Origin of the sequence: uncultured Cardiobacterium sp. (genome assembly GCF_938028825.1) — a bacterium.
In the GTDB taxonomy this organism is placed as follows: domain Bacteria; phylum Pseudomonadota; class Gammaproteobacteria; order Cardiobacteriales; family Cardiobacteriaceae; genus Cardiobacterium.
In genome coordinates this window covers 56,541-77,530 of record NZ_CALIZP010000022.1, presented here as the reverse complement: position 1 = coordinate 77,530, position 20,990 = coordinate 56,541, and the positions used below count along the sequence as shown (strand labels likewise).

The 20,990-nt window shown below is 56.5% G+C and carries 20 protein-coding genes; 7 read left to right on the top strand and 13 right to left on the bottom strand.

The features are described 5' to 3' along the window. Window positions 1–54: 54 nt before the first annotated feature. The 4 genes from Q0562_RS03290 to Q0562_RS03275 all read right to left on the bottom strand — a co-directional run bounded on the left by Q0562_RS03290 (window position 55) and on the right by Q0562_RS03275 (window position 3,546). Window positions 55–243 (bottom strand): hypothetical protein, encoded by a 189-nt coding sequence (locus tag Q0562_RS03290; protein WP_298641113.1) that lies wholly within the window; start codon window positions 241–243, stop codon window positions 55–57. Between the two features lie 811 nt (window positions 244–1,054). Then, window positions 1,055–1,303, bottom strand: coding sequence for a hypothetical protein (locus tag Q0562_RS03285; RefSeq protein WP_298641111.1), 249 nt, complete (start codon window positions 1,301–1,303; stop codon window positions 1,055–1,057). A 69-nt stretch (window positions 1,304–1,372) separates the two neighbouring features. Further along, the gene (locus Q0562_RS03280) at window positions 1,373–2,176 is read right to left on the bottom strand and encodes a DUF3577 domain-containing protein (protein WP_298641108.1); all 804 of its coding nucleotides are present in this window, start codon (window positions 2,174–2,176) and stop codon (window positions 1,373–1,375) included. Window positions 2,177–2,514: 338 nt separating this feature from the next. Then, window positions 2,515–3,546, bottom strand: a complete 1,032-nt coding sequence (locus Q0562_RS03275) for a tyrosine-type recombinase/integrase (protein WP_298641105.1) — start codon at window positions 3,544–3,546, stop codon at window positions 2,515–2,517. A gap of 10 nt (window positions 3,547–3,556) precedes the next feature. On the opposite strand from Q0562_RS03275, the gene Q0562_RS03270 reads away from it, so the two are divergent. The 5 genes from Q0562_RS03270 to Q0562_RS03250 all read left to right on the top strand — a co-directional run bounded on the left by Q0562_RS03270 (window position 3,557) and on the right by Q0562_RS03250 (window position 7,634). Further along, complete coding sequence (locus Q0562_RS03270; RefSeq protein WP_298641102.1) at window positions 3,557–4,726, top strand: tyrosine-type recombinase/integrase; 1,170 nt, start codon at window positions 3,557–3,559, stop codon at window positions 4,724–4,726. Window positions 4,727–5,767: 1,041 nt separating this feature from the next. After that, window positions 5,768–6,064, top strand: coding sequence for a hypothetical protein (locus Q0562_RS03265; RefSeq protein ID WP_298641099.1), 297 nt, complete (start codon window positions 5,768–5,770; stop codon window positions 6,062–6,064). A 147-nt stretch (window positions 6,065–6,211) separates the two neighbouring features. Further along, entirely contained in the window at window positions 6,212–6,928 is a 717-nt protein-coding gene (locus Q0562_RS03260) for a hypothetical protein (RefSeq protein WP_298641097.1), read from the top strand. Window positions 6,929–7,009: 81 nt separating this feature from the next. Further along, window positions 7,010–7,243: an AbrB/MazE/SpoVT family DNA-binding domain-containing protein gene (locus Q0562_RS03255; protein WP_298641095.1), complete on the top strand. Its 234-nt coding sequence runs from the start codon at window positions 7,010–7,012 to the stop codon at window positions 7,241–7,243. Next, entirely contained in the window at window positions 7,233–7,634 is a 402-nt protein-coding gene (locus Q0562_RS03250) for a PIN domain-containing protein (RefSeq protein ID WP_298641092.1), read from the top strand. Before Q0562_RS03255 ends, Q0562_RS03250 begins: the two co-directional genes overlap by 11 nt. A 151-nt stretch (window positions 7,635–7,785) precedes the next feature. On the opposite strand, the gene Q0562_RS03245 is transcribed toward Q0562_RS03250, so the two are convergent. The 4 genes from Q0562_RS03245 to Q0562_RS03230 form a co-directional block, all read right to left on the bottom strand. Beyond that, on the bottom strand, window positions 7,786–9,222 hold the full coding sequence (locus Q0562_RS03245; protein WP_298641090.1) for a PepSY-associated TM helix domain-containing protein: 1,437 nt from the start codon (window positions 9,220–9,222) through the stop codon (window positions 7,786–7,788). After that, entirely contained in the window at window positions 9,219–9,767 is a 549-nt protein-coding gene (locus Q0562_RS03240; protein ID WP_298641087.1) for a hypothetical protein, read from the bottom strand. The genes Q0562_RS03245 and Q0562_RS03240 overlap by 4 nt, the downstream gene beginning before the upstream one ends. 75 nt (window positions 9,768–9,842) lie before the next feature. After that, window positions 9,843–10,817, bottom strand: coding sequence for a nitroreductase family protein (locus Q0562_RS03235; protein WP_298641084.1), 975 nt, complete (start codon window positions 10,815–10,817; stop codon window positions 9,843–9,845). A gap of 174 nt (window positions 10,818–10,991) precedes the next feature. Next, window positions 10,992–13,154: a TonB-dependent siderophore receptor gene (locus Q0562_RS03230; RefSeq protein ID WP_298641081.1), complete on the bottom strand. Its 2,163-nt coding sequence runs from the start codon at window positions 13,152–13,154 to the stop codon at window positions 10,992–10,994. Between the two features lie 294 nt (window positions 13,155–13,448). Here Q0562_RS03230 and Q0562_RS03225 point away from each other — a divergent pair, with 294 nt between their 5' ends. Continuing rightward, window positions 13,449–14,021, top strand: a complete 573-nt coding sequence (locus Q0562_RS03225; RefSeq protein WP_298641078.1) for a DUF2726 domain-containing protein — start codon at window positions 13,449–13,451, stop codon at window positions 14,019–14,021. A gap of 94 nt (window positions 14,022–14,115) precedes the next feature. Here the strand turns inward: Q0562_RS03225 and Q0562_RS03220 are convergent, their stop codons facing one another. Beyond that, on the bottom strand, window positions 14,116–15,234 hold the full coding sequence (locus tag Q0562_RS03220) for a Fic family protein (RefSeq protein ID WP_298641076.1): 1,119 nt from the start codon (window positions 15,232–15,234) through the stop codon (window positions 14,116–14,118). Between the two features lie 250 nt (window positions 15,235–15,484). Here Q0562_RS03220 and Q0562_RS03215 point away from each other — a divergent pair, with 250 nt between their 5' ends. Next, window positions 15,485–15,805, top strand: a complete 321-nt coding sequence (locus Q0562_RS03215; protein ID WP_298641074.1) for a hypothetical protein — start codon at window positions 15,485–15,487, stop codon at window positions 15,803–15,805. A gap of 46 nt (window positions 15,806–15,851) precedes the next feature. On the opposite strand, the gene Q0562_RS03210 is transcribed toward Q0562_RS03215, so the two are convergent. From Q0562_RS03210 to Q0562_RS03195, 4 genes are read right to left on the bottom strand one after another with little or no spacing between them, the layout of a single operon-like run. Beyond that, a complete protein-coding gene (locus tag Q0562_RS03210) occupies window positions 15,852–17,801 on the bottom strand; it encodes a hypothetical protein (protein WP_298641071.1) in 1,950 nt (649 codons plus the stop codon). Window positions 17,802–17,816: 15 nt separating this feature from the next. Next, the gene (locus Q0562_RS03205) at window positions 17,817–18,578 is read right to left on the bottom strand and encodes a hypothetical protein (RefSeq protein ID WP_298641068.1); all 762 of its coding nucleotides are present in this window, start codon (window positions 18,576–18,578) and stop codon (window positions 17,817–17,819) included. Window positions 18,579–18,589: 11 nt separating this feature from the next. Beyond that, window positions 18,590–19,918 (bottom strand): hypothetical protein, encoded by a 1,329-nt coding sequence (locus Q0562_RS03200; RefSeq protein ID WP_298641065.1) that lies wholly within the window; start codon window positions 19,916–19,918, stop codon window positions 18,590–18,592. After that, window positions 19,915–20,973 (bottom strand): hypothetical protein, encoded by a 1,059-nt coding sequence (locus tag Q0562_RS03195; protein WP_298641062.1) that lies wholly within the window; start codon window positions 20,971–20,973, stop codon window positions 19,915–19,917. The genes Q0562_RS03200 and Q0562_RS03195 overlap by 4 nt, the downstream gene beginning before the upstream one ends. Window positions 20,974–20,990: the final 17 nt, after the last annotated feature.

Sequence of the window (20,990 nt, the reverse complement as noted above, 5' to 3'; positions counted from 1 at the left end):
TGGTCTCCCGTGGGGATGAAGGATGTGCCGAAGTGATGATCGGCACGGTTTGCATCAGCGGCGCTTGTCTGTCGCAGGGGCGGCAGAACGGGCGGCCTGAGCCAGCAACTTGCGCCGTTCTTGCAACAGGGCGTGGGCGCGTAGCAAAGGCGGCAGGCTGTTTTCCCGCCCGAGGGCGAGACAGGCCAACCAAAGGAAACGTGCGCAGAGGCACGCGGATTGGATGTGAACAGCTATGTTCATGGGGATTTCTCCTGCGTAAATAAACGAAAAGCAGGAGAAGACAATACCCGGCAGGGAATGTTTTCCCCTGCGGGTGGGAGGTGTCATCCGTTTGCGCGATGACGAAGGCAGACAGCATAGGCAAAAAAAATGTCGTGGCGATTACTCACCACGACTCCGATCTGAATCCCATCAAGCGGAGTTCGCCTGTACACACGGAAAACGGTCTGAAGGTACAACCGTATGTACTACGTCTCATGGCTCAATGGGCCGTGCGGGTCGTCACGCTTCCCGCAGGAAGCGACGTCGGCATTACAGACGACTTTGACCCCGAAGGGCTGTGCGATGCGCCGACTTGTGCGTTTAAGGTCTGCCGACCCGCGTTTAAAGTCCGCGCGACTAAACCGATGGATGACTTTCCCACAGCGACTGTTTCTGGCAGTCGTTGTGGGGGAGCCATCCGGTTACCCGGATGACCGACTACTCAGGGCTTGGCCCAAAGCCGGGAGAATTTGTTCCGCCCTCCCACATATGACATGCGGCGGTTCCGGACAGATGACAGCATGGGTACCCTCGCCAAAGCGAAGGCACCCGGCGATGCCATCTGTTAACACCGTTTGGTCACGGTGAGGCATTGTCGCAGATGGTCTGCACAATGCAAAGTGCCACCTTTCCGGAGAAAGGTGGGCATCGGATTTGTTGGTATCCGCAGAAGGCCTTTACCGTTTGGCAGAAGGCATTTTTTCGGGCTTGTACAGGATCGCAGCTGCCAAGATGATGCCTGCGATCAGGCAGAGCGTCATAAAAGCGGTAAATATTCCCATGACGGTCATTAGTCCTCCTCGTTTTTGCTACTCATGGCAAGCAACGCGATTATCTCGAAAGCCAGTGCATAGAGCAACCAGCCAAGTGCCTGCCAATCATCGCTGTGTTGCTCATTGGAGAGCAACTTGCTGATGATCGGTAGTGCCGAAGCCAAACCGAGCAAATGGCTCAGTTTGGCGATGTGGTCGCGCTGCTTTTCGTTCAGGCGAAAGAAATGCCTGCGCACGAAGAGCAGCAGTCTTCTGATTTTTCCCATGTTTTCTCCTTAGAAAAGACAGGGACACTTCCCACAGGAAGTATCCCTGTGGGAAGTTGCGAGAAACCGTCAGGCAGCAGCTGCTGTCTCACGGGACTTGCCGGTGACAAGGACTGTGCCATCGGCTTTGAGGTATCTCACCTCGGTGAGAACCCCTTTCAGGGCAGCACTGGGCTTACCGTCCTTGCCCTTAAACCCCTCGCAAAAGAGGCCACTGATGGCCAGATTGGCGAAGAGGTGGGGGTTGGTAGCACGGTGCGCGTAGCCGCGTGGTATGAGACCACGGACAATGAGTTCGCGGATGGCGGGGATTTCACCCGCTAGAGACAGGGTCATGTTGCGCGTCTCAGACGCGCTAATTTTGCCGTCCTGGGCGGCAAATTTGACGATGCCCTTTTCAGGGTCAATCAGGTTGATGAAACCGGATGCAGTTACAACCGGTGGCAGGACGTTTTCCGTCCATTCTTCGCCGACAATCAGCTCTTCAGCAATCCGCAAGGCACGGATGTTGATCAGCCGCCCTTTCAGGACGGCACCTATGTTGCCATCCTTTCTCAGGTAGGCCTCCGCACGGATACTGCCGATATTGATATCGGCGACCCAGCGGGGGCCGCTGTGCTCCATGCGGTCCTTAGGCCAGCGAGGCATCAAAGCACGCAACACACCTTTCACCTGTTCGCCACTGGCGATCAGGTCAATGGTGCGGTACTGGGCCTTTCCGTCAGCCCCGACATCCAAAATACTTGCGTTGATGGCGCAGTATTTTGGCCCTTTTGTCGGTGTGATAATTTTAGCCTCGTTGATGTACGCGCGGGCGTACATCACGATGTCAAAATAACCATGGGTCACTTGGGGTTGTTGAGTTGCATTCATGGTGTGTTCCTCCTGTAAAGAAACGTGAGAGAGGTACACACGAACGCCCTGCACGGGGTAGCGGTGTACCCCGTTGGGTTGAAGTCCCGGTTAGCGGGACGGAGAAAAGGTGGGTCGTCTCACCCGCAGGTGATGTCGGCATTGCAGACGACTTTCACGTGTTGCCACGCTGTGCTTGGCGCCGACTCTGTTGCGTTTACAGTCCGCATGACTATTGATGGTTAACCTACTGCACCGCGTTGCCGCTGTCAATATCGTTTTGTACGTGTTGTCGCTGCGCCTGTCGCGTGCAAACCGTATCCGCCATGCATCGCATCGACCTGCCACTCGTTGACCCGTTAGGCACGCGGATGGTAACGGCGATGCAGTTCTTCCAGATGATTGTCGCGTAGCTGGGTGTAGAGCTGCGTAGTCGCAGCCACGGTATGACCGAGCAACAGTTGCACCACACGCAAATCCGCTCCGTTTTCCATCAGGTGCGAGGCAAAAGCGTGACGGAGCGAGTGGGTGGTAAAAGCCGGATCAATTCCGGCGGCACGGACGTATTTCTTGACGATTTTCCACAGGGCGGTGTTGCGCATCATGCCGCCCGTCAGCGAAGACGGGAACAGCACCGCTGTGGCACTTTTCCGTTCCCCGAAAAGCTCGCTGCGACGGGTCAGGTAGTTTCGCAGCCAGGTGATGGCACCCTGGTTGAGTGGCAGCATCCGTTCGCGATGACGTTTCCCCCGGACCCGCAAAGTGGCATTGTGCATATCCACATCGGTCAGATGCAGGCCACAGAGCTCGTGACTGCGGATGCCGGTGTCATAGAGCACTTCCAGAATGGTGCGGTCGCGCAGACCGATAATCCGCTGCGTGTCGCAGGCAGCGAGCAGTCGGTTGATTTCTTGCGGGGTGTAGAAGCGGTAGCACTTGTCCGGCCCTTTCGGGCAAGGCAGGTCTTGGAACGGGTTATCGCGCAGACAGCGCAAATCAAGCAGGTAATGGAACCAGGCTTTAACCGCGATGCGGGTTTTATTGGCACAGCTATGTGACAGCCGTTTCTCGCGCAAATAATTGGCGAGATGTGAGGGACGCAGCACCTGCGGCGTCAAACGCTGAGACAGCGCGTGTCGCAGGAAGCGGCCGAGGTAGAGGATGTGCCAGGCGATAGTGGCATCATTACGACCACCGATATCACGCAGATAATCGGCGTAAGTATCAAGCGCATTGTCAATATCGGCAGCAGTTTCGAAGCACCAATCTGTTTGTCGCGACATGTTGACCCTCTCGCAGGTTTCCGCGTGATTCATGGGGAGGCTATAAATCTCGTTAATCACTGCTGTGCGCGGCGTTGGGTATTTTCCGGTGACGATTTTCAGGCACAAGGAGGTATCCATGAAGCGCCGCAACGGAAAAACACCGCATCCCTTGGGCAAACTCTACCGTCGCGTCGTACGGGGTTACAGCCATTACCTAGAAGGCAAACACTATCACGAAAGCACCCAGCGGCGCAGGCTGGAGATGATGCAGAAATTGCTGCTTTTCCTGCACGAAAACCATCCGCAGCTGCGCATCAGCAAGCTGCGTTACAGCCATGTACAAGCCTTTCTTTTCACGCTGCGCCACCTCAATAATGCCTCCTTTAATCTCTATCTCTGCAACCTGCGCGACTTTATTGCATATTTGGAACGCCATCATCGCCTGCCGCCGCTGGCGCAACAATTGCACGGCAAGCCGACAGGTGAACTGCTGCCACGCAATATTCCGCTGGAACAGATGCTGCAAATCTGTACGCCAACCGAAGCAGAATTGCCACGACTCGCCACATCGCTGCGCGAGAAACGCAATCAGGCGATCCTTGAATTTCTGTTCAGTACCGGGGTACGCAGTTGCGAGCTGCGTCAGGCACGCATCGGCGAATTGAGTGACGACCTGGCAAAATGCCGTATTGCCACACGCAAGGGCGGCACAAACCGTACCGTCTTTCTCGGACGTCCGGCAGTTGCTGCACTGGTCGATTACTTCGCGGCGCGCGGCGTTGACAAACGCCGTGACCGTAACGCCTATATCTTCTCGGCCAAAAAAGACGGCAGCAGCCCGCTGAGCTGCGAAATCGTGACCAAAATGGTGAAAGCCTACGGCATTCTCCGGGCGAAGTGCCCGATCACCCCGCACTGTATCCGTCACACCTTTGCCACGGAAATGCTGCGCCGTACGCATTGCCTGCGTACCGTGCAGGAATACCTTGGTCATCGCAGCATCAACAACACCATGCGCTACTGCGGCCTGGATTTTCGGGACACACTGTGGGCGGTCAACCGCTATCACCCACATGGTGCCGACTGTCAAAACCATGACAACGACGGGGATGGGAACAATGCCAACGACGCCAATGACAGCCATACATGTGGCGAAGCAGTGTCTGCAGCATCGAATACCTCCTTACCGACAACCGCTGACTCTACCGACACCTTGATGGCGGGCAAGAGAGGAGTCGACGCAGCAGTCATTGACGAAGCGACGTCCACTGCAAGGCGGAAAAATGGTAAACCGTCCGGCAAATAAAAACACAAGGACAACGCATAGTGGCGCTGCGCGCAGAAAAGCACATTCCCATGTCACCTGTCCTAGGCGACAACAAATTCATCGCTTGACCCAGACCCAGGGAATCGGCTTGACCGTCAGCGGGCAAGGAACTATATTCCAAAACAGAGTTGGCGAACTTAAAACGCACAAGCGCCGGCGCAGGTGTGACGACACTCAGCCGATGAGGCAAATGCATCGGCACTACGGGCAACGTGCCCATCACCCGCAGGGGAAACATTCCCTGCGGAAGGTTTCTCCTGCACACTCCTGGAGAAATCTATGAGAAGATTATTCCGAAATATCTTGCGTAGGATTAAAACAAGGTTGAAGATCAAGTTTTTCCCGATGACACAAGATACTCGCAGACATATCGCTACAAGTTTGGCGAATCTTAGTCTGCTGGTTTTTGCCCAATATATTTTTAGAGAAAACCCTTCTCTAATTGGGGCAATAATAGTAACTTTTCTATGGCTGCTCTCGGTAGCCATTAATCCTTAGCCCATAGGAGGCAGCTATGAACGTAATCAACGCTTTCGGTCTAATCATGATTATTGTGGCATGTGTACTGCTGTATTTCGACAACAAAGCTAGGAAACAGCAGCAAGGCGGCAATAAATCGTAGGGACACAGTCCACCCGCGAGGGCATTATGCTCTCACGGGGCATGGTATCTTCGCTTCCTCGCAAGCAACACCAAGGAGCCGTAAGGCTCCTTTTTTGTATGCATATAACACCTTGCATACCATAACTGATTGATTGAGCTGGAAGATTGACTGGGCGCAGGTAAAGGGCTATATTCAGACGCAGTGTCAAGCGAGACGATAAACCGCACAAGCGCCGGCGCAATCGCATAGCGTGACAACACGCGAAAGTCGTCTGAAATGCCGGTATCACCTTTGGGTGTGACGACACTCAGCCGATGAGGCAAATGCATCGGCACCACGGGCATCGCGCCTTTAACCCGCAGGGGGAAACGACCCTTGCGGAAGGTTTCTCCTGTTGTTAATCCTATGGAGAAAATATGAAGTTAACCAAAGTTGTTGCATTTTTTATGGCCAAACTGATGGCCATGGAATTTGAACAGCGCAAACTAATTGCAACCGCGTGCAACGGTCTCGCCCTTATGGTCATTGGACAGCTCTTCTTTGTCCGTACGGGTATACTGAACGCCATGTTTGCCCTTATTACTACCATATTGTTATGGCGAGTAGCCATTATTATCCTGAAAAAAGGGAGGACGAGAAATGATCGCTCAAATCACCTTATACGTAGTTGCGGTAGGAATGATAATTTTTGGATATTTAGTTATCCGGGCTAATAACCTAGACGAGAAAAACAAAAAATAGCCTGTTTTCTCGTCATTTTTCAAAGCCAGCAAACTACGGATTGCTACCGCATTCCCCACCCGCGAGGGCATTATGCCCTCCGGGGCTTGATGTCTTCGCATTCAACCGGAGACATCCACATGAACACTGTAGACATCGCCCCAGAGAGGCACATCACTTTTTGGCAAGTGTTGATCGCGCTGATTACCGACCCCGGCAGCCGTGCCGCTTTCAAAGAAGGCTGGAAAAGAGGCACCGCCATGTGGGAAGCGGAGCAAAAGGCTGCTGCGGCAATGCCTGCCGATAAAGACCTGATCGCCGAACCTTTTGCCGACACGATCATCGGCCCGGAGGATGCATGGGATATTGCGGAGACGGAAGTTTCCGCAACCGCATCACTGGAAAACATCGCCGCAAATGCCCCGGCGGAACTGCCAGAAAACTCCCACCTTCACCAGGATTCGGATGATGCCTGGGACTACCCCACAGCAGAAAGTATTTCGCCGGATTTCCCGGAATTTCCTGCTGAAACCGGTACCACGAAGGCAGAAGGCATTCCGGAGAACGACGCCGAGAGGCAAACCGATGATGCGTGGGACTATGCGGAAACGGCATATCCATCAACCCACATCACGGTTGATGAAACATGGGATGAGCCTGATACAGCACATCCTGCTGCGCAGACACTGATGCAGGTCACTACCGCTCCTGTTGACTGCCGCCGGGAAAACATCCCGTCAGCCATGTCGGCACTCAGACCGGAAGACCTGTGGGAAGACGTACCACAGCAACCAACCGTAGATCGGTCACCACCACCACATCCCCTCGCAACCACCTACAAAAACATCTGGTGGTAGCACCCAGGAGCCGCAAGGCTCCTTTTTTATTCCGGGTGATATACAATTTTCCATGTATATCCATCCAATAGAGAGCCTATTATGCAAGTGGCCAAGTGGGGTAACAGCCTGGCAGTACGCATCCCTGCCGCCGTAGCGCAGGCACTGCAACTGAAAGAGGGGGACGATATTGAGATCCTGGTTGCTGACGCCAATACCTTTGCTATCCGCAGAACGACCGATGAAGACTTGGCCTTTCTCGAACGAATCCGTCATTTTCGCGGGCGCATGCCACCGGGGTTTGTCTTTGACCGTGAAGAAGCCCATGCCCGCTGACATCGCCTTTGACAGCAATGTGGTGCTGTATCTGCTCTCGGCTGAAGAAGCAAAGGCTGAAACAGCGGCCCGGTTGTTGAGCCAAAAGGGCGTCGTGAGTGTGCAGGTACTGAACGAGGTCAGCAATGTGATGCGACGCAAGTGGCAGATGGCTTGGGAGGAAATCGATGACTTCCTGCAAGCGCTGATGCCGGTTTGTATTATCCGGCCGCTAACGCTGAGTGTGCATCGTTTGGGGCTGAACCTTGCGCGCAGGCATCATTTCAGCATCTACGATGCCATGATTGTTGCGGTAGCCATTGAGTCGAACTGTCGCGTCCTCTACTCGGAAGACATGCAGCACGGTTTCACAGTTGAAAGTCTGCAAATCATCAATCCATTCCATGCCTAGGGGCTGTTTGCATTTCGTTTTGAATGCGGTCGCTACGCGGTTTTCACCCCCCCTCCCCGGGTTCCCTTGAAAAAGGCGTCCGCCTTTTTCAAGGGGAGCCCCGTCCCTCCCCCGCTTCGCAGGGGCGGGAAATTCAAATTGCAAACACGCCCTAGCGGGCTTTTCGGGTAAACGGATACAAGGTGAGCGCGAGCAGGAGCGCCGTGGCATCCACCGGCAACAACAACCGTGGCACAAACGGCAGCCATCCCACCACGGCCAGTCCGGTCGTCGCCGGTATGGCGCAGAGCAGCGCGATAGAGACGCAAAGCAGCGCGGCCGTCGCCCCCGCCCCGCGTCGCAGCGCGTACGCATTGGCGGCGAGAAACGGCAGATAGTAGCTGGCGTGTGCCAGTGTTTCTGCAGCAAGCGGCAGCAGCGGCTGAAAGCGTGCGGTGAGCAGCATTGTCGCCATGCCGCAGATAGCGCCGCAGCTGGTGCCGACGGTCAGCGCCGCCAGCAGCCGCACGTCGCGCCGCTCGCCGCGTGCGCGTTTGCCGAGCCAGAGCAGGTTGCCCGTGTAAAACAGCACCGCTCCCGCAAGCGCCAGCACGAAATATAGCCAGCGCAGCGGGTAGCCGCCGTAGTTGCCGAAGTGCAACGCGGCGAAGGCATCGCTGGCGGCGTGATAAAAACTGCCGCCGCTGTTGCGGTAGCGCAGCGCGCCGCCGTAGGGGTTGAGCGCCACATACAGTCTGCGCCCGCCGGTGGCTGTCCCGCCGAGAACCACGACTAGCGCTTCCGCACGGTCATCGAGCGCATCGAAAACCATGCGCTCCGCCTGCAATGCGGGGGCGAACGCCTGCGCACGGGCAAGCAGCGTGGCGGGAGGCAGCAATTCGCCCTGCCTTGCGGCTTCTGCGACGTCCGTGTCCGCGGCGGGCGACAGCGCCCGCATCGCCTGCTCCAGCGGCGCATAGAAAACGAACACGGCAGTCGTGATGGCGATCACCAGATGAAACGGCAACGCGGTGAGGCCGAGCAGGTTGTGCAAATCCAGCCAGGCGCGACGGCGGCCGCCTTCGGGGCGCAAGGCGAAAAGCTGCCGCTTGAGGCGCGGCAACAGCAGCACCGTGCCGGAAATGAGCGCCAGCGCATACAAGACGGCGACCACACCCATCGTGTAACCGCCCACCGCGCCGGGAATGCCCGCCGTGCGGTGCAAATCGTCCAGCACCTCGCCCAAGGCCGGAAGGGGCGCGCTAAAACGGCGCCATTGTCCGTTGACATCCCGCGTCGCCCAGAACTGTTCCCCGTCCCGCTCCCAGGAGAGCGGCGCGGGGGCATCCGCCGTCGTGCGCAGATGCAGGGTGAATGTCGTCGTGATTTCAGGATGCGCCGCCATGTAATCCAGCAACTGCGCCTGCTGTCGCGCATCGGGCGCGGGCATGACCGACGGCGGCGGTGGCGCTGCCCAGCGGTTCAAGTCGTCGAGAAACAGCGTCAGCGCGCCCGCGAGAAAACAGACGATGAGAAAGAGCGCGCTCACCACGCCGCACCAGGTGTGCAGCGGCAAATGCGTTTTCAGCAGATGGCTCGCGACTTTCATGCCGTCAAGCCGAAAAACAGCGCCGCCAGCAGATTGGCGCAAAACAGCAGCCGCCAGGCGCTACGCGCATTGCGCAGGAAATACACGCCGCCGCAGAGCGCCAGCCAGGAAATGCCGACCATCCACACAAAAAACGCGCCCGCCTCCCCGCGCATGGCGGGCGGCAGGCCGCGCAAAAACGGCAGCCAGCAAAAAAGCGCCAACGGCAACCCCAGACAAAGCGCGGCCAGCGCCCTGCCCCAGCCGTCCGGACGCGCGGCGCCGCCCAACAGCCATTCACGCCAGGCAAAACGCCGCATCAATGCGAGCAGCGGCAAGACACCCAGACCAACCAGCACGGCGGCGATGGCGACCAACACGCCGTAACCGCCAAAACGCGACACCCACAGCAGCAGCGCTGCCAACGCCGCCCGCCACGCCATATCGCCCGCGTAGCGCCACGGTAACGGCGCGGGCAAAAGGCGCTGTTGCGGTGCGGCGAGGTAGCCGTAAAACGCGGCGAGGAAGCTGAAAAACAGCGCGAGGGCGGTGATGGCGGCAAGCATGGCAATGTTCGTTGAGATGATTACGGGGTTGTGCTTTTCCGTTGTCGCGCTGCGGGCGGTTTCTGCCCCGTGCGGTTACGACGCTTCCCGGATGACTGCTTCTACCGGCTTGCGTTTGGCATAAGGCAGCGGCGCGGCGTAGCCCAGGTGGAGCAGCAACTGCGGGTATTGGCCGCCCAAGGCGAGTTCGCGGCCAAGGCGGGCGCGCAGCTCTGCCACTTCGCACGGCTGGTTGAGCCAGGCGCTGGCAATGCCCTGTTCGGTCAGGAGCAGCAGCAGGCGTTGCAGCACGGCGCCTGCGGCAATCCACGCGGGGATGGTGTCGTCATCGGTCGCAAGCAGCAGCAGGTGCGAGGCGGAAGCGATTTTTTTGCCGTCGGCCTTGTTCTGCGCGTTCGCCTTCAGCGCGAGCCGGATAATCGGTTTGGTCATCCACGCGGGCAGGTTGGGCGCGCCCATCACCGCGTAACTCAGGCCGTCCAGGGTGCGCTCGCTGTGCGCTTTGTTGAAGCGAATCCAGGAGAGCAACTCGCGCTTGAAGGCTTCGTCGCCCAACTGGGCGCGGTTGCCGTCCATGACCAATTCCGTAAGTTGCGCGAATTGCGGCGCGTTTTTGTCCCAGACGCGCAGACGCACGGTGTCGTCACTTTGTGCGGCGGCGAGTATGCCGTCCAGCAGCGCCTGCGGAATGTTGCGGCCGTCGTAACGCGCGCGGTTGGTCTGCCGCAGCGGAATCTGTGCGAACAGCGGATCCAGCTGCGCGCCGGGCTGTTTGTCGAGGCGGACGGTAATTGTGCCTGCCGCGCTGACTGCGGTCGTGGTCGCATAGCCGTAATGGTTGGCGGCAATGCGCAGGTTTTCCGCGGCGCAGCCCAGGCTGATAAAGAGTTCACGGTCGTCGGGATCCACCACCGGCAGGCGTTTGCTGAAATCGGGCGTAATCGTGATGGCATCCGCGCCAAGGGTAAAAAACCACGGCTGGGTGTTATGCCCGGAAGGGGCTTTGCTCGCATATTCGACCATCGCGTGGAAATCATTTTGCAGCGTCATGTTTTTCTCCGCTTGGGATGATATGGACGCAGTGTAGCACCACCCGCTTTTCGCGTGGCAGTCCTTTGCCCGCACGGTAAGAAACGATGCTTCAATATTTAGGGCGTGTTTGCAATTTGAATTTCCCTCCCCTGCGAAGCGGGGGAGGGGGATGTATCAATTGTCAACGCGCCCCTAAAATTCGTATCGGAATGTCGCCATCACATGACGCGGCGCGCCGAAACTTAACGCATCGGGAATGGTTTTGTATTTCTGGTCAAAGAGGTTGTTGGCATTGAGGGTAAAGCGCAGGTTTTTTGTCGGCCGGTATTGCGCCATGAGGTCTACGGTGGCATAGGATTTTTGTGTGTTGGCAACAATTCCGACGGGATCATCAATCTCGCTTTTGGCAAAGATTTTACTCTGCCAGTTAATGCCGCCACCGATCGTCCATTGTTCATTCACGTCATAGCTGGAGAATGCTTTGAATAAATGCAGCGGGGCATCGGTTTTCAGGCGCGCGCCTGTGCGGTCTTCAATTTTAGTACGGGTATAGGAAGCGTCCACGCGCCAGTCCGGTAGCGGTTCGCCGGAAAGGGTCAGCTCCCAGCCACGCCCTTTGGTGTTGTCTTCGGCGCGGTAGTAGTCCGAGCCGTCGGCGTGTTTGCCCGCTTTGACGGCAAGGTTGTCCTTGCGCACTTCAAATACCGCTGCCGAAGCATTCAGGCGGTCATCCAGCCATGCGCCTTTGACGCCCAATTCGTAAGTCGCGCCTTTTTCCGGATCCAGCGGGTTGTGGTTTATGTCCTCATTGTCCTGCGGCTGGAAAATGGTGCTGTAATTGGCATAGGCGGTGAGGTTGTTGGTGAAATCGTAGGTCAGCCCCAGATAGGGGGTGAAAACGCCGTTTTCTTTACGCACCCGCGGAATGTAGTCATTGCGGAAATCGTATCCGGTTCTTTTCCAGTTGGTGAGACGCGCTCCGGCAAGTAATGCCCAATCGTCATTGAGATGGATGCGGGTCGCGCCATACAGGGAAGTGGTTTGTTTTTTATTGGTGCCGTAACCCAGTAATTCGTTTTCCGGCCGCTCAATTTTGCCATCGCGTACAAAGGCGAAAAGGTCATCCACGGGGTCATCGGCGCGGGTATCGTATTTGGCGTTTTTGCCATCGCGGTAGTCGTTATGGCTGATGCCCATCTGGAATTCGTGCTGGCGGCTAAAGAGCGGGTATTTTCCATCAAGGTGCATATCGAAGGCGTGCTCTGTCGGATGGAAGTTTTCTTTGATGGTGACGAGTTGCGCGCTGCCGTCGGCTTTAACGTCGTAACTGCCGCCGATGCCGTAGTGGTTGTCGGCCTTGCCGAAGCGGTAGCTATAGGCGGCGCTGAGTTTCCAGTCGTCATTAAAATCGTGTTCCAGTCGGGTAAAGACTTCGCTGCGACGCCGCTTGCTGTATGACCATTCCGCGGCGTTGTTGTCGCGCGGTTGCATCAAGAGCAGACGGTAGCCGCTGTCTGCATCGCCATACCAGGAGGAGAAGGAGCCGGGCGTCGAGTGTTTGCTGTGTACGTCGCTCAGTTGCAGCCCTGCGCTGACCATCGTCTGCGGGGTGAGGTCGTATTCGAGTATGCCGTAGAGGGTTTTGCCATCTTGCCGGGCGCGGCGCTGCCACAGGCCGCCGCGGTCGTAGATGGCAACCGCGCGACCACGCAGGCTGCCGTTGTGGTTCAAGGCGCCATTGCCATCGAAAACGGTGCGGTAATGTCCCCATGTTCCCGCGCCAACATCAATGCTGAAATGCGGCTCGGCGGTCGGGCGTTTGCGCTGCATCTGGATATTGCCGCCCGGATCGCCGATGCCGTTTCTCAAGCCGGTCGAACCGCGCACGACGCTCGCCGATTCGTAAACGGCGCTGTCGGTATTGTGCAGGGACAGGCCGTAACCGGAGCCGTCTCCGCTGGCGTCAAGTCCGTCGATATTGACGTTGTCAATGCGGTATCCGCGGGAGATGTAGTAGTGATAGCCGTCGGCGCTGTTGCCATATTTCTGGAAATAGATGCCAGGGGCGTGCGCAATAACTTCACTCACGCTATTAAGTTGTTGCTCTTCCATGCGCTTTTGCGTCATGACGGAAATGGACTGCGGCGTTTCGCGTAGGGTGAGGTCCAGTCCGGTAGCCGAGATGCTGGCGGGGATGGTGTAGTTGGTTTCCAGCGACCGCTCGGCCTTGACGACGACCGGCGCCAACGTCGCAGGCTCGCCCGATGCCGCGAAGGCGACAGGCGCGAGCATGGCGAGGGAAGTCAGGCTGATGAGCGGTTTGCGGGACAGGTGGGCGGGGAAGGGTTGGCGCATGGGGAACTCCGGCTGTGAATGTAATTGCGAATAAATCTTAACATTACAGCCATCATGCCTGCCGCTTTTTTATCGCAATCCCGCCGGTTTATTCGATGATGACGGGGTTGTCGGGCAGTTCGTTGCCGTGCGGGTCGTCGGGTTTGCCAAAGTGTTGGCGCAAGAGCGCGGCGCCGTCGGCGATGAGGCTGTCCAGCGCGGCGACTTCGCCGCCCGCCTTGAATTGGCGCAGGGTGCGTGCGGCAAGGTCGTCCCAGATGTTCTGCGGGATGACCGCTAGAGAGGTTCTGCAAAATGGAAATTGTCCTCCTTGTTCTGATAGTGTTGATAGTGTTTTTTGTCATAGTTGCAAAGAGCAGCAGATCGAAGAACTCTGCCGAAGAACAGCAAAAAACAGCTTCTTACCAGGACTATCGTAAGACTCGGGCAGAAGAAAATCTGCGTATCATCCTTGCCAACAGCTATCAAAAGCAGAAAGTCTGCAACCGCCTGGAACGCATGGCCTATCTGGCCGCGCTTGGCATAGTTCTAGAGCGGCAACGCAAAGAGCGTGTTCTGGCTCAGGTGTGTCTCGGAGAATTTCTGCGTAACCCGGACAAGCGCGCACACAGCGCCATCAACAGCAAGCGGGTCGATGTTCTTGTCTGTGACGATGACTTCATGCCATTGGTGGCTATTGAGATTGATGGGAGTGGCCACCGGTTATCGGACCTGGCCGATATCAATGATGAAGGCAAGGAACATGCCTTGCGCAGTGCAGGTATTGCGTTGATCCGCATCACAGCAAAAGAGGATGATGCCGAGACCGTACGCAATGCGGTACGAACGCAGCTGGCGGCCTTTTTTGCCGGAAAGACGCGGGTATAAACATCCTTGCAGTATCACTGCATCCGGCCGTGGATGCTGTGAGTGCAGACGGCGAAAACGCGCGGGCTGTATTTCCGTGTGCAAATCAATGACGCTATATTTTGGGATAAAGATAATGTCCTTCCGTCACATCAAGCCATGTGTCCATCACCAGCCAATCGCGCCGCAGCGTCCTGTCAGTGACTTTTTGATACAGCGCCTGATACCAGGGCATTCCCGCCAGCATTTTGCGGGTATACAGCCCCGGATTCTCCTGAATAAATTTCAGGATTTGGAATTGCCGCTGGTTGATTGTTTTGTCACGCAATGCCGAGGAGAGGCGGAAAGAAAACAGCAGGATTTTCGTCATGTGATTGACCCGGTCATGCAAATTGTTGATGGTCTTCAACATACCTTCCAGGAAGAAACAGACAAAATCCGTATTGGCATCCGGTCTTTTGGCTTTCCCTGCCTGCCGCGTGGCAGTAAACAGGCTGAAATAACGGTCAATCTGATCCAAATAATAGCGCGCCTGTGCGAAAGGCGCATACACCATGCCGTCATGAACAAGGATGGAAGCTTCCAACACCCGCCCCACGCGGCCGTTGCCGTCCCAGAAGGGGTGGATGATTTCATAGTAGTAGTGCACCAGGGGAGCGCGGATAAGGGCGGGGATGCCCTGCGCCGCCAGCTCCGCGTGCCAGGTACAAAGCCCCTCAACGCAGCGGACAATATCCCCGATATATTGCGGCGGCTTATAGGCCGGATTGCCGACCCTGGTTACCAGATCCTTGCGGTTGTCCCGATATTCACCCGGGCGGTTGTACTCATGCGGCAGGTCTTGCGTGACGAGTTCATGCACCTTGCAGATGTATTGCGGCGAAAGCAGCCAATCGGCCGCAGCGGCATCGTTCCCGGCGTATTCATAGGCGCTGCGCAGGTTCAATACGGCCGTCGCATTGGCACCTGCCGTCCTCTTCCCAGTTTCCAGGATGGCGGAGGTCTCCTCCTCGCTCAAATCGCCGCCCTCAATGGTGTGTGTGCCGTAGATACCGGTCGCCAGCACCTCTTTTTCCAGTGAAGCGGCAATGCCGGCGACAGGCGACGAAGTAAAGCGCCGCCAGGCATCTTCTACGCGTACCCGCAGCAACTCGATTCGCCGTTCATCAACGCCTATCCGAAAAGTAACAGGGCTAAAACGCTGGCACTCCACCCTTTTCTCCACTTCCTGCATGGGAGACCCTCACAAAAAAGCCTATTGTAGGCGAAAAAATGTCCGTCGGAATGTCCGCATAACCACAAACAGATTCAGCCGCATACAGAAACCTGCACACATTTGATGTCTGCAAGAATGTCCGTTTTCTGCCGCAGATGGGTAGTGCGGCAAAGCCGTACTTCCCGGCCAACGGGTCGCGATATTTGACAATGCCACGCAATAGGCATATAACTCGTTCACAAGAAAGAAGGTTCAGGAGGTACCTGCCATGACAAAACAGGTCGTACAAGAAAAAGACATCGGTCTTTGGCAAGTATTGGTCGCGCTGATTACTGACCCCGGCAGTCGTGCCGCTTTCAAAACGGGGTGGAAAAGAGGCACCACGCTGTGGGAAGCAGAGCAACAAGCCAAAGCAGCAGAAAGCGAGAAACTGCGTTTGCAGCAAGCGGCAGAACCTCGGAATACGAGCGATGACTCGGAGGGGCGTATCAGATGCCTTGTGTCTAATGCGATGTTGGAAGGTACTGGATATGATACATACTCAAATCCTGAGATAGAACTAAATCCATATGGATTTACCGAACTCTGATACTTCATCTGATGGATATAAAAAAGGGGCTTTGCAGCCCCTTTAATTATTCCTTATTACGCAAACCGGCTAGTCTGCTTTTTACACCTTGATAGCTTTCTTTTATATTGAACGCTATTTTGCCGGAAGTGCTTTTTACTTTCTCCCAACCTTTGCCGGCCCATTGCCGTCCCCAGCCGCCGGTGTATTCACCCTTGTTATTTTTGGCGCCGGAGAACAACCAACTACCTATTCCAAAACTTCTACCGGTAGTCCTACCGCCAATATCTCTTGACAAACTGGATGCTTGTTGCTTCCCACCACCCAGCATGCCACCGGCATCACCACCACCGGCAAGGTTCACCATATAGAAGACCGCCGAGAAGATGATGATGTAGAAAATCCCGCTGGTCGCATCAAGCAGGATCATCGCAAACGGGCTGCCCCAGCGCGAACCATACATGGCATCCCATAATTTGTCATCAATATGGTCGGCGATGGACCACAGGCCAAAGATGATGGTGGCCGAGAAAATGGTCAGCATCCCTTTTACCACGGTCGAGCCACGCATCTCGCCGATCAGCACATAGACGCCCCAGAACATGTAGATCACCATGATAATCATCGGCACCAGGAAGCGCAGCATGATTTTCAGCATGTAAATACTGGCATAGAAGCTGGTAATGGCGGAGAGTGCCCCACCGGCCAAATCAACACCAAAAGCCTTTAAGTAGTAAATGGCCGCCGCACCGGCAAGAGTGAAAACCGAAAAAACGGCATTTTCGTCGGCCTGCAATAACCCCTCTTTCTCATGCACTTTATTGCCCTGATAAGCCAGCAGTATGTTACGGGCCAGACCACGCCCGGTTTCATTGACGTCGCCATCTCCTGCTTCATCGCTGGTCGGGTTGTAAGAACCCGAGGCGAGGCGTTCACGGATGATGGCCAGACATTGTTCTTTGTTTTTAACACCCTGTACCGGCTGGCCGGTGTATGAACCCGATAATACCGCCGGATTGATGTCAAGCACGCACCCCGGGATATTGTGGTTTTTGGCTATCTTTAACACGGCGTCATCAGACAGGGAAGTCACCAACCGTTTGCGTAACCCCTTGCCGGCATGCGTCCACCATGTATAACAGGATGGCAGCCCTTCCTCCACATCCTGAAATGCAGCGACAGATTTTTGGGCTCTCATGCTGCGGACAATCCCCCCCAGCTCGTTGCTATAAGGTCCCGTAACTAAAGGGCTTTGGTAGTTATATAGGTAATCGATGATGAATTTGGAGTCTACAAAATTGATTAATTCTTCTTCTATCGTGCTGTCAAACGTAAAGTAATATCCTGCACCTCCGTATCTTTTTTTGGCTTCCTTCTTTAACTCCTCTTTAAACCAGTCTGAAATCTTGCCTCTTCCTTCAATCTGCTGATCGTAGTTGCCATCCAGAATTTCCTTGATTTTATTCACTGCCGGGCGATGGCACTGATCGATAAAAGCCGCAAATTCCTGATCGAGCACCTCATCCCCGGTTTCCAGCCCAAGCACGGTTTTATTGGCGTCAGCCGTATGCAGGGCACAGGGCAACTGTTTATAGACCACGCTGTTAAATCCCTGTCCCAAGCGCATGGCCAGCCACGGCAGAAGCGGCACCCGGGCATCGCTCAAAGTGAAATATTTTTTTCCTTCATGCGCATTCAGGGCATTGATTTCTTCAACGCTGTGTTTCGCCGTATCACAGATATCTCTCACTTCGGTCTTGTCGAAAGAGATTCTGGCCACCGGTACCAGCGCCAGGAAAAACACCAGCATGTTCAGAGCCAGGATGACGAAGGCCTGTTTGAGATAGCCGATACCGTCATAACCTTCTCCGGACAGATACTCGGTGAGAATTGTCAGCAACGCCCGTAGCAGGGGATAGAGAAAGAGACCGGTGACACCGATCAGCAGGAAGAAGGTGTAATACACCGCCCAGCCATAGACGGACAAAAAGGCTTCGAGGTAGTTGGATACGGTCATGACGGTTGTCTCGTATTAATGCAGGAGGAACGGCAGCTGCAGCGCCAGGAGGTCGAAAACGACCAGCAGGATGAAGAGGGTCAGCTTCGGGATACGGAACTCGCTCAAGCGGCGTTCCAGGGCTTCCTGCCGTGCTATTTCTGCGGCATCGAAGCTGTCTTGCGCGAAGAGCGCGGCGCGGCGCTCCGCCAGATTGGCGGCCGCCTTGTTGCGGATGCGTTTGTCGAAGAGCGGCAGCAGTACGGTGCAGATGACAGCGTAGGCCAGGAAGCGCAAGGCGGTTGCCGGCCACCAGACGCGATCGACAAAAGCCTGCGTCGCCCGTACGCCTTCATCGCCAATCACCGCCAGCACCAGGCCACCGAGGATAAAGAGACCCAACACCGCACCAAGATTGCGGAAAAGGCGCCTGGTGCGGCGCCAGCGCGGTTTTTGGGCAATGACGATAACGGTGTCACCGGCAACTTCCGGCAGCGGCTGCCCGGCGGGGACCACGATGGTGCGGGTCGGCGCGGCCACTCCGGCGGGAGGGTGGGTGACGATTTCCCCATCAAGTGTGGTTGCACGTCTTTCCGGCAATGACGCAGCAATATCGGCGGTCGTCAGACCGGCCGCTGTCACCGCCTGCGCAATCGTGGCGGCATTAGCTGCTGCCGTGTGCTCCTCTGCCGGGGGAGGTTCCGTTGCGCGTATGGCCGCGTCGCCGTCATGCGCGACATTTGCCGCATCCAGTGCGCCGTGGCCGGCGTGTTCGGTATCGTGTTGGCTTTCTTGCATCGCCGGCCTCCTCAGTAGTTCCAGACGCGCTGGCCGATTTCGCGGATGTCATCCTGCATCCGGTAATAGAGCGACTTGAACTCGGCTTCAGACGGGCCTTTCATCCCGGACTGTTGCAGGTCGGGCGCGGTAATACCGGTCTTCAGGGCCTGCTTGGCGAAGATGAGGTTGTTACGCAGACGGTTTACCCCGTACTGCTGTGCACGACGTTCTATCTCGACGGCCCGCTCATAGGGCGGCATGGCCCGCAACTCATCCACCTCGATCGGCGGGATGATTTGCCGGAATTTTTTCTCAAAGGCCTCACGTTCCATGCTGCCGGCGACATAATCGCGCAGGCCCTGGTAATACTCATCGCGGTACTTGACGTACCACGGTTCATAGCCCTGGCCGTTCCAGGCCTTGACGTTATCGTTTTCTGCCAGATCTTTGCCAAGACGGATTTCGGTCGCGCCGTAAATGTCACGAACGAAGCCATAGAGTTCTTCGGGATTTTTGAACTCGGCGAGGATGGGGTTGTCGAGCACCGCTTTTTCACTCGTGTCGAAGTCCTTGTCCCAAGCGTCTTTTTCGCCGCGCGACAAGAGCAGGTTCATGCCTGCCTTGGTTAGCACCTTGCTGATATTGACCGGTTCCTGGTTTTTGCCGCCGTACTGCTTGCCGTCGCCCATGGTGACGCCGTTTTTGTAGGCTTCCTTGCGCATTTCTTCTTCGGCCGCTTCCAGCGATGTTTCTCCGGCGGCAACATAGCCGATGGTCTGTTTCCACTGCTCACCGACGGCAATCTCGCCAATTTCGCCGAGCGGGTTCTTGCCCTGGCGTACATCGCGTTCATAGTCCTGGCATTGCTTCAACTTCAAGGAAAACAGTTCGTGGTATTCGTCCAGATGTTTGGTGGCGAGCTCGCCCAGGGTTGGGTTGATTTTCATCAACGCATACTGGGTGAAGCTCGATACCGCGCTCGATGCGGTGGTAATCAGGGCAGCCTGTGCGTCTTTAACAGTCTGTTTCAGCTTGCGTTGCAGGTTCTTCGCTTCCGCCTTGAAGTTGTTGTAGAAGTTCAGGTCGCCGCAACTGTTGTTGATACCGGCGCGCAGGTTGGCACCGATTGTCAAATGTGTGCTGTAAGAACCCGGATTGATGGCATCCAGGGCAGCTGCGGCATTGGGCAGATAGTAACGGCCGGCATCACCGGCAGGGACTTTGTCGGCACGATAGTCGCCATCCAGGAGGGCATTAATGTTATTGCCGCCTTTCTTGTCTTGTTTGTCCGCCGCCTGTGCCGCAACGCTGACGGCAACAGCGCAGGCAAGCAGCAGGGGTTTGTAGATGGTCGTCATTTTTTCTCTCCGTTGTCGGTTCTTTTCGCGGATGCGGCATTGCCGCTGCTCTTTCCACCAGCAGCAGTCGGGGTTTTCTTGCCGCCTGTGACAGGGACGCTTTTGTCTTCGCCCGGTGCCGGCAGGCTTACCTCTTTGCCTGGGACAGGTGCTGCCTTGGCAGCGGCTTTGTCGTTGTCGTTTGCCGCCTGAGTATTGGATGCGGCAGAATCGGCGCTACCTGTGGCAGGTGCGGCGGTGTGGGTAAAAGGTCTCGGGGAAGAATCGCCCAGGGTTTCGACAATGCGGCGGCCGCGCACATGCAGCACCGCATTCGGTGCCTGCTCGCGCGTCAGGAAACGTCCGTGTTCGACCGGGTCGTAGCGCTGCACCACAGCGTGCCAATCGTCCGCCACCTGCTGCGCCACCGCATCCAGTGGATCGCGGCTGTTGATGATGAGGTAGCGGGGAATCTTCTCGTCCACCGCACGCACCCGTGCGGCGAATTGCCCGAGACAACGGGCGGTGATGCAGCTGCCGTCGACATAGACCACCAGCCAGTCGTCCTCACGCCATTCGGGATTGAGGTAATCGGGGACGTCGTGGGCGGTATCGAGGCCGGTCAGCCGATCGGTGTGCAGGGTCATTTCCTCGACGAGTTTCGGGTCGGACATGTGCTGGGACACCAGCGTCGCGGTTTCAAGCTCACGCATAACCAGGGCGTGTTCCATCTCGGCGGCTTTTTTGGCGTAGTAGTCGCGATCTGCCGGGCTGTCCGCCATCATCGACAACACCATCAGGGGCGTGGCATTTTTGTAGCGTTCCCCGGTTGCCGCCATGATGTTGCGGTAGCGCTGTGTTTCTTCAGGTGTCAGCTGCCAGAATTGTTGCAGGCCCTGATCGCCGGCACCGATGCGCGAGAATTGCAGGGTAGCGGCCTGTGCCGGGGCGATACTCAGGACACCGAGGCCGAAGGCGGCGGCAAGCAGCAGGAAGAAGCGGCTTGGTTTTGCGTGGTGATGCTGCGGGAATCCTTGCGTTTTCCCGCCTGGCGGGGTGATAGGAAGGTGTGTCATAAGATCTCCTGTGTCGT

Bases quoted from the DNA above. Each gene is read 5' to 3' on its own strand.
- Q0562_RS03290 (WP_298641113.1), bottom strand. From the start codon at position 243: ATGAACATAGCTGTTCACATCCAATCCGCGTGCCTCTGCGCACGTTTC.
- Q0562_RS03285 (WP_298641111.1), bottom strand. From the start codon at position 1,303: ATGGGAAAAATCAGAAGACTGCTGCTCTTCGTGCGCAGGCATTTCTTT.
- Q0562_RS03280 (WP_298641108.1), bottom strand. From the start codon at position 2,176: ATGAATGCAACTCAACAACCCCAAGTGACCCATGGTTATTTTGACATC.
- Q0562_RS03270 (WP_298641102.1), top strand. From the start codon at position 3,557: ATGAAGCGCCGCAACGGAAAAACACCGCATCCCTTGGGCAAACTCTAC.
- Q0562_RS03265 (WP_298641099.1), top strand. From the start codon at position 5,768: ATGAAGTTAACCAAAGTTGTTGCATTTTTTATGGCCAAACTGATGGCC.
- Q0562_RS03260 (WP_298641097.1), top strand. From the start codon at position 6,212: ATGAACACTGTAGACATCGCCCCAGAGAGGCACATCACTTTTTGGCAA.
- Q0562_RS03255 (WP_298641095.1), top strand. From the start codon at position 7,010: ATGCAAGTGGCCAAGTGGGGTAACAGCCTGGCAGTACGCATCCCTGCC.
- Q0562_RS03250 (WP_298641092.1), top strand. From the start codon at position 7,233: ATGCCCGCTGACATCGCCTTTGACAGCAATGTGGTGCTGTATCTGCTC.
- Q0562_RS03245 (WP_298641090.1), bottom strand. From the start codon at position 9,222: ATGAAAGTCGCGAGCCATCTGCTGAAAACGCATTTGCCGCTGCACACC.
- Q0562_RS03240 (WP_298641087.1), bottom strand. From the start codon at position 9,767: ATGCTTGCCGCCATCACCGCCCTCGCGCTGTTTTTCAGCTTCCTCGCC.
- Q0562_RS03235 (WP_298641084.1), bottom strand. From the start codon at position 10,817: ATGACGCTGCAAAATGATTTCCACGCGATGGTCGAATATGCGAGCAAA.
- Q0562_RS03230 (WP_298641081.1), bottom strand. From the start codon at position 13,154: ATGCGCCAACCCTTCCCCGCCCACCTGTCCCGCAAACCGCTCATCAGC.
- Q0562_RS03225 (WP_298641078.1), top strand. From the start codon at position 13,449: ATGGAAATTGTCCTCCTTGTTCTGATAGTGTTGATAGTGTTTTTTGTC.
- Q0562_RS03220 (WP_298641076.1), bottom strand. From the start codon at position 15,234: ATGCAGGAAGTGGAGAAAAGGGTGGAGTGCCAGCGTTTTAGCCCTGTT.
- Q0562_RS03215 (WP_298641074.1), top strand. From the start codon at position 15,485: ATGACAAAACAGGTCGTACAAGAAAAAGACATCGGTCTTTGGCAAGTA.
- Q0562_RS03210 (WP_298641071.1), bottom strand. From the start codon at position 17,801: ATGACCGTATCCAACTACCTCGAAGCCTTTTTGTCCGTCTATGGCTGG.
- Q0562_RS03205 (WP_298641068.1), bottom strand. From the start codon at position 18,578: ATGCAAGAAAGCCAACACGATACCGAACACGCCGGCCACGGCGCACTG.
- Q0562_RS03200 (WP_298641065.1), bottom strand. From the start codon at position 19,918: ATGACGACCATCTACAAACCCCTGCTGCTTGCCTGCGCTGTTGCCGTC.
- Q0562_RS03195 (WP_298641062.1), bottom strand. From the start codon at position 20,973: ATGACACACCTTCCTATCACCCCGCCAGGCGGGAAAACGCAAGGATTC.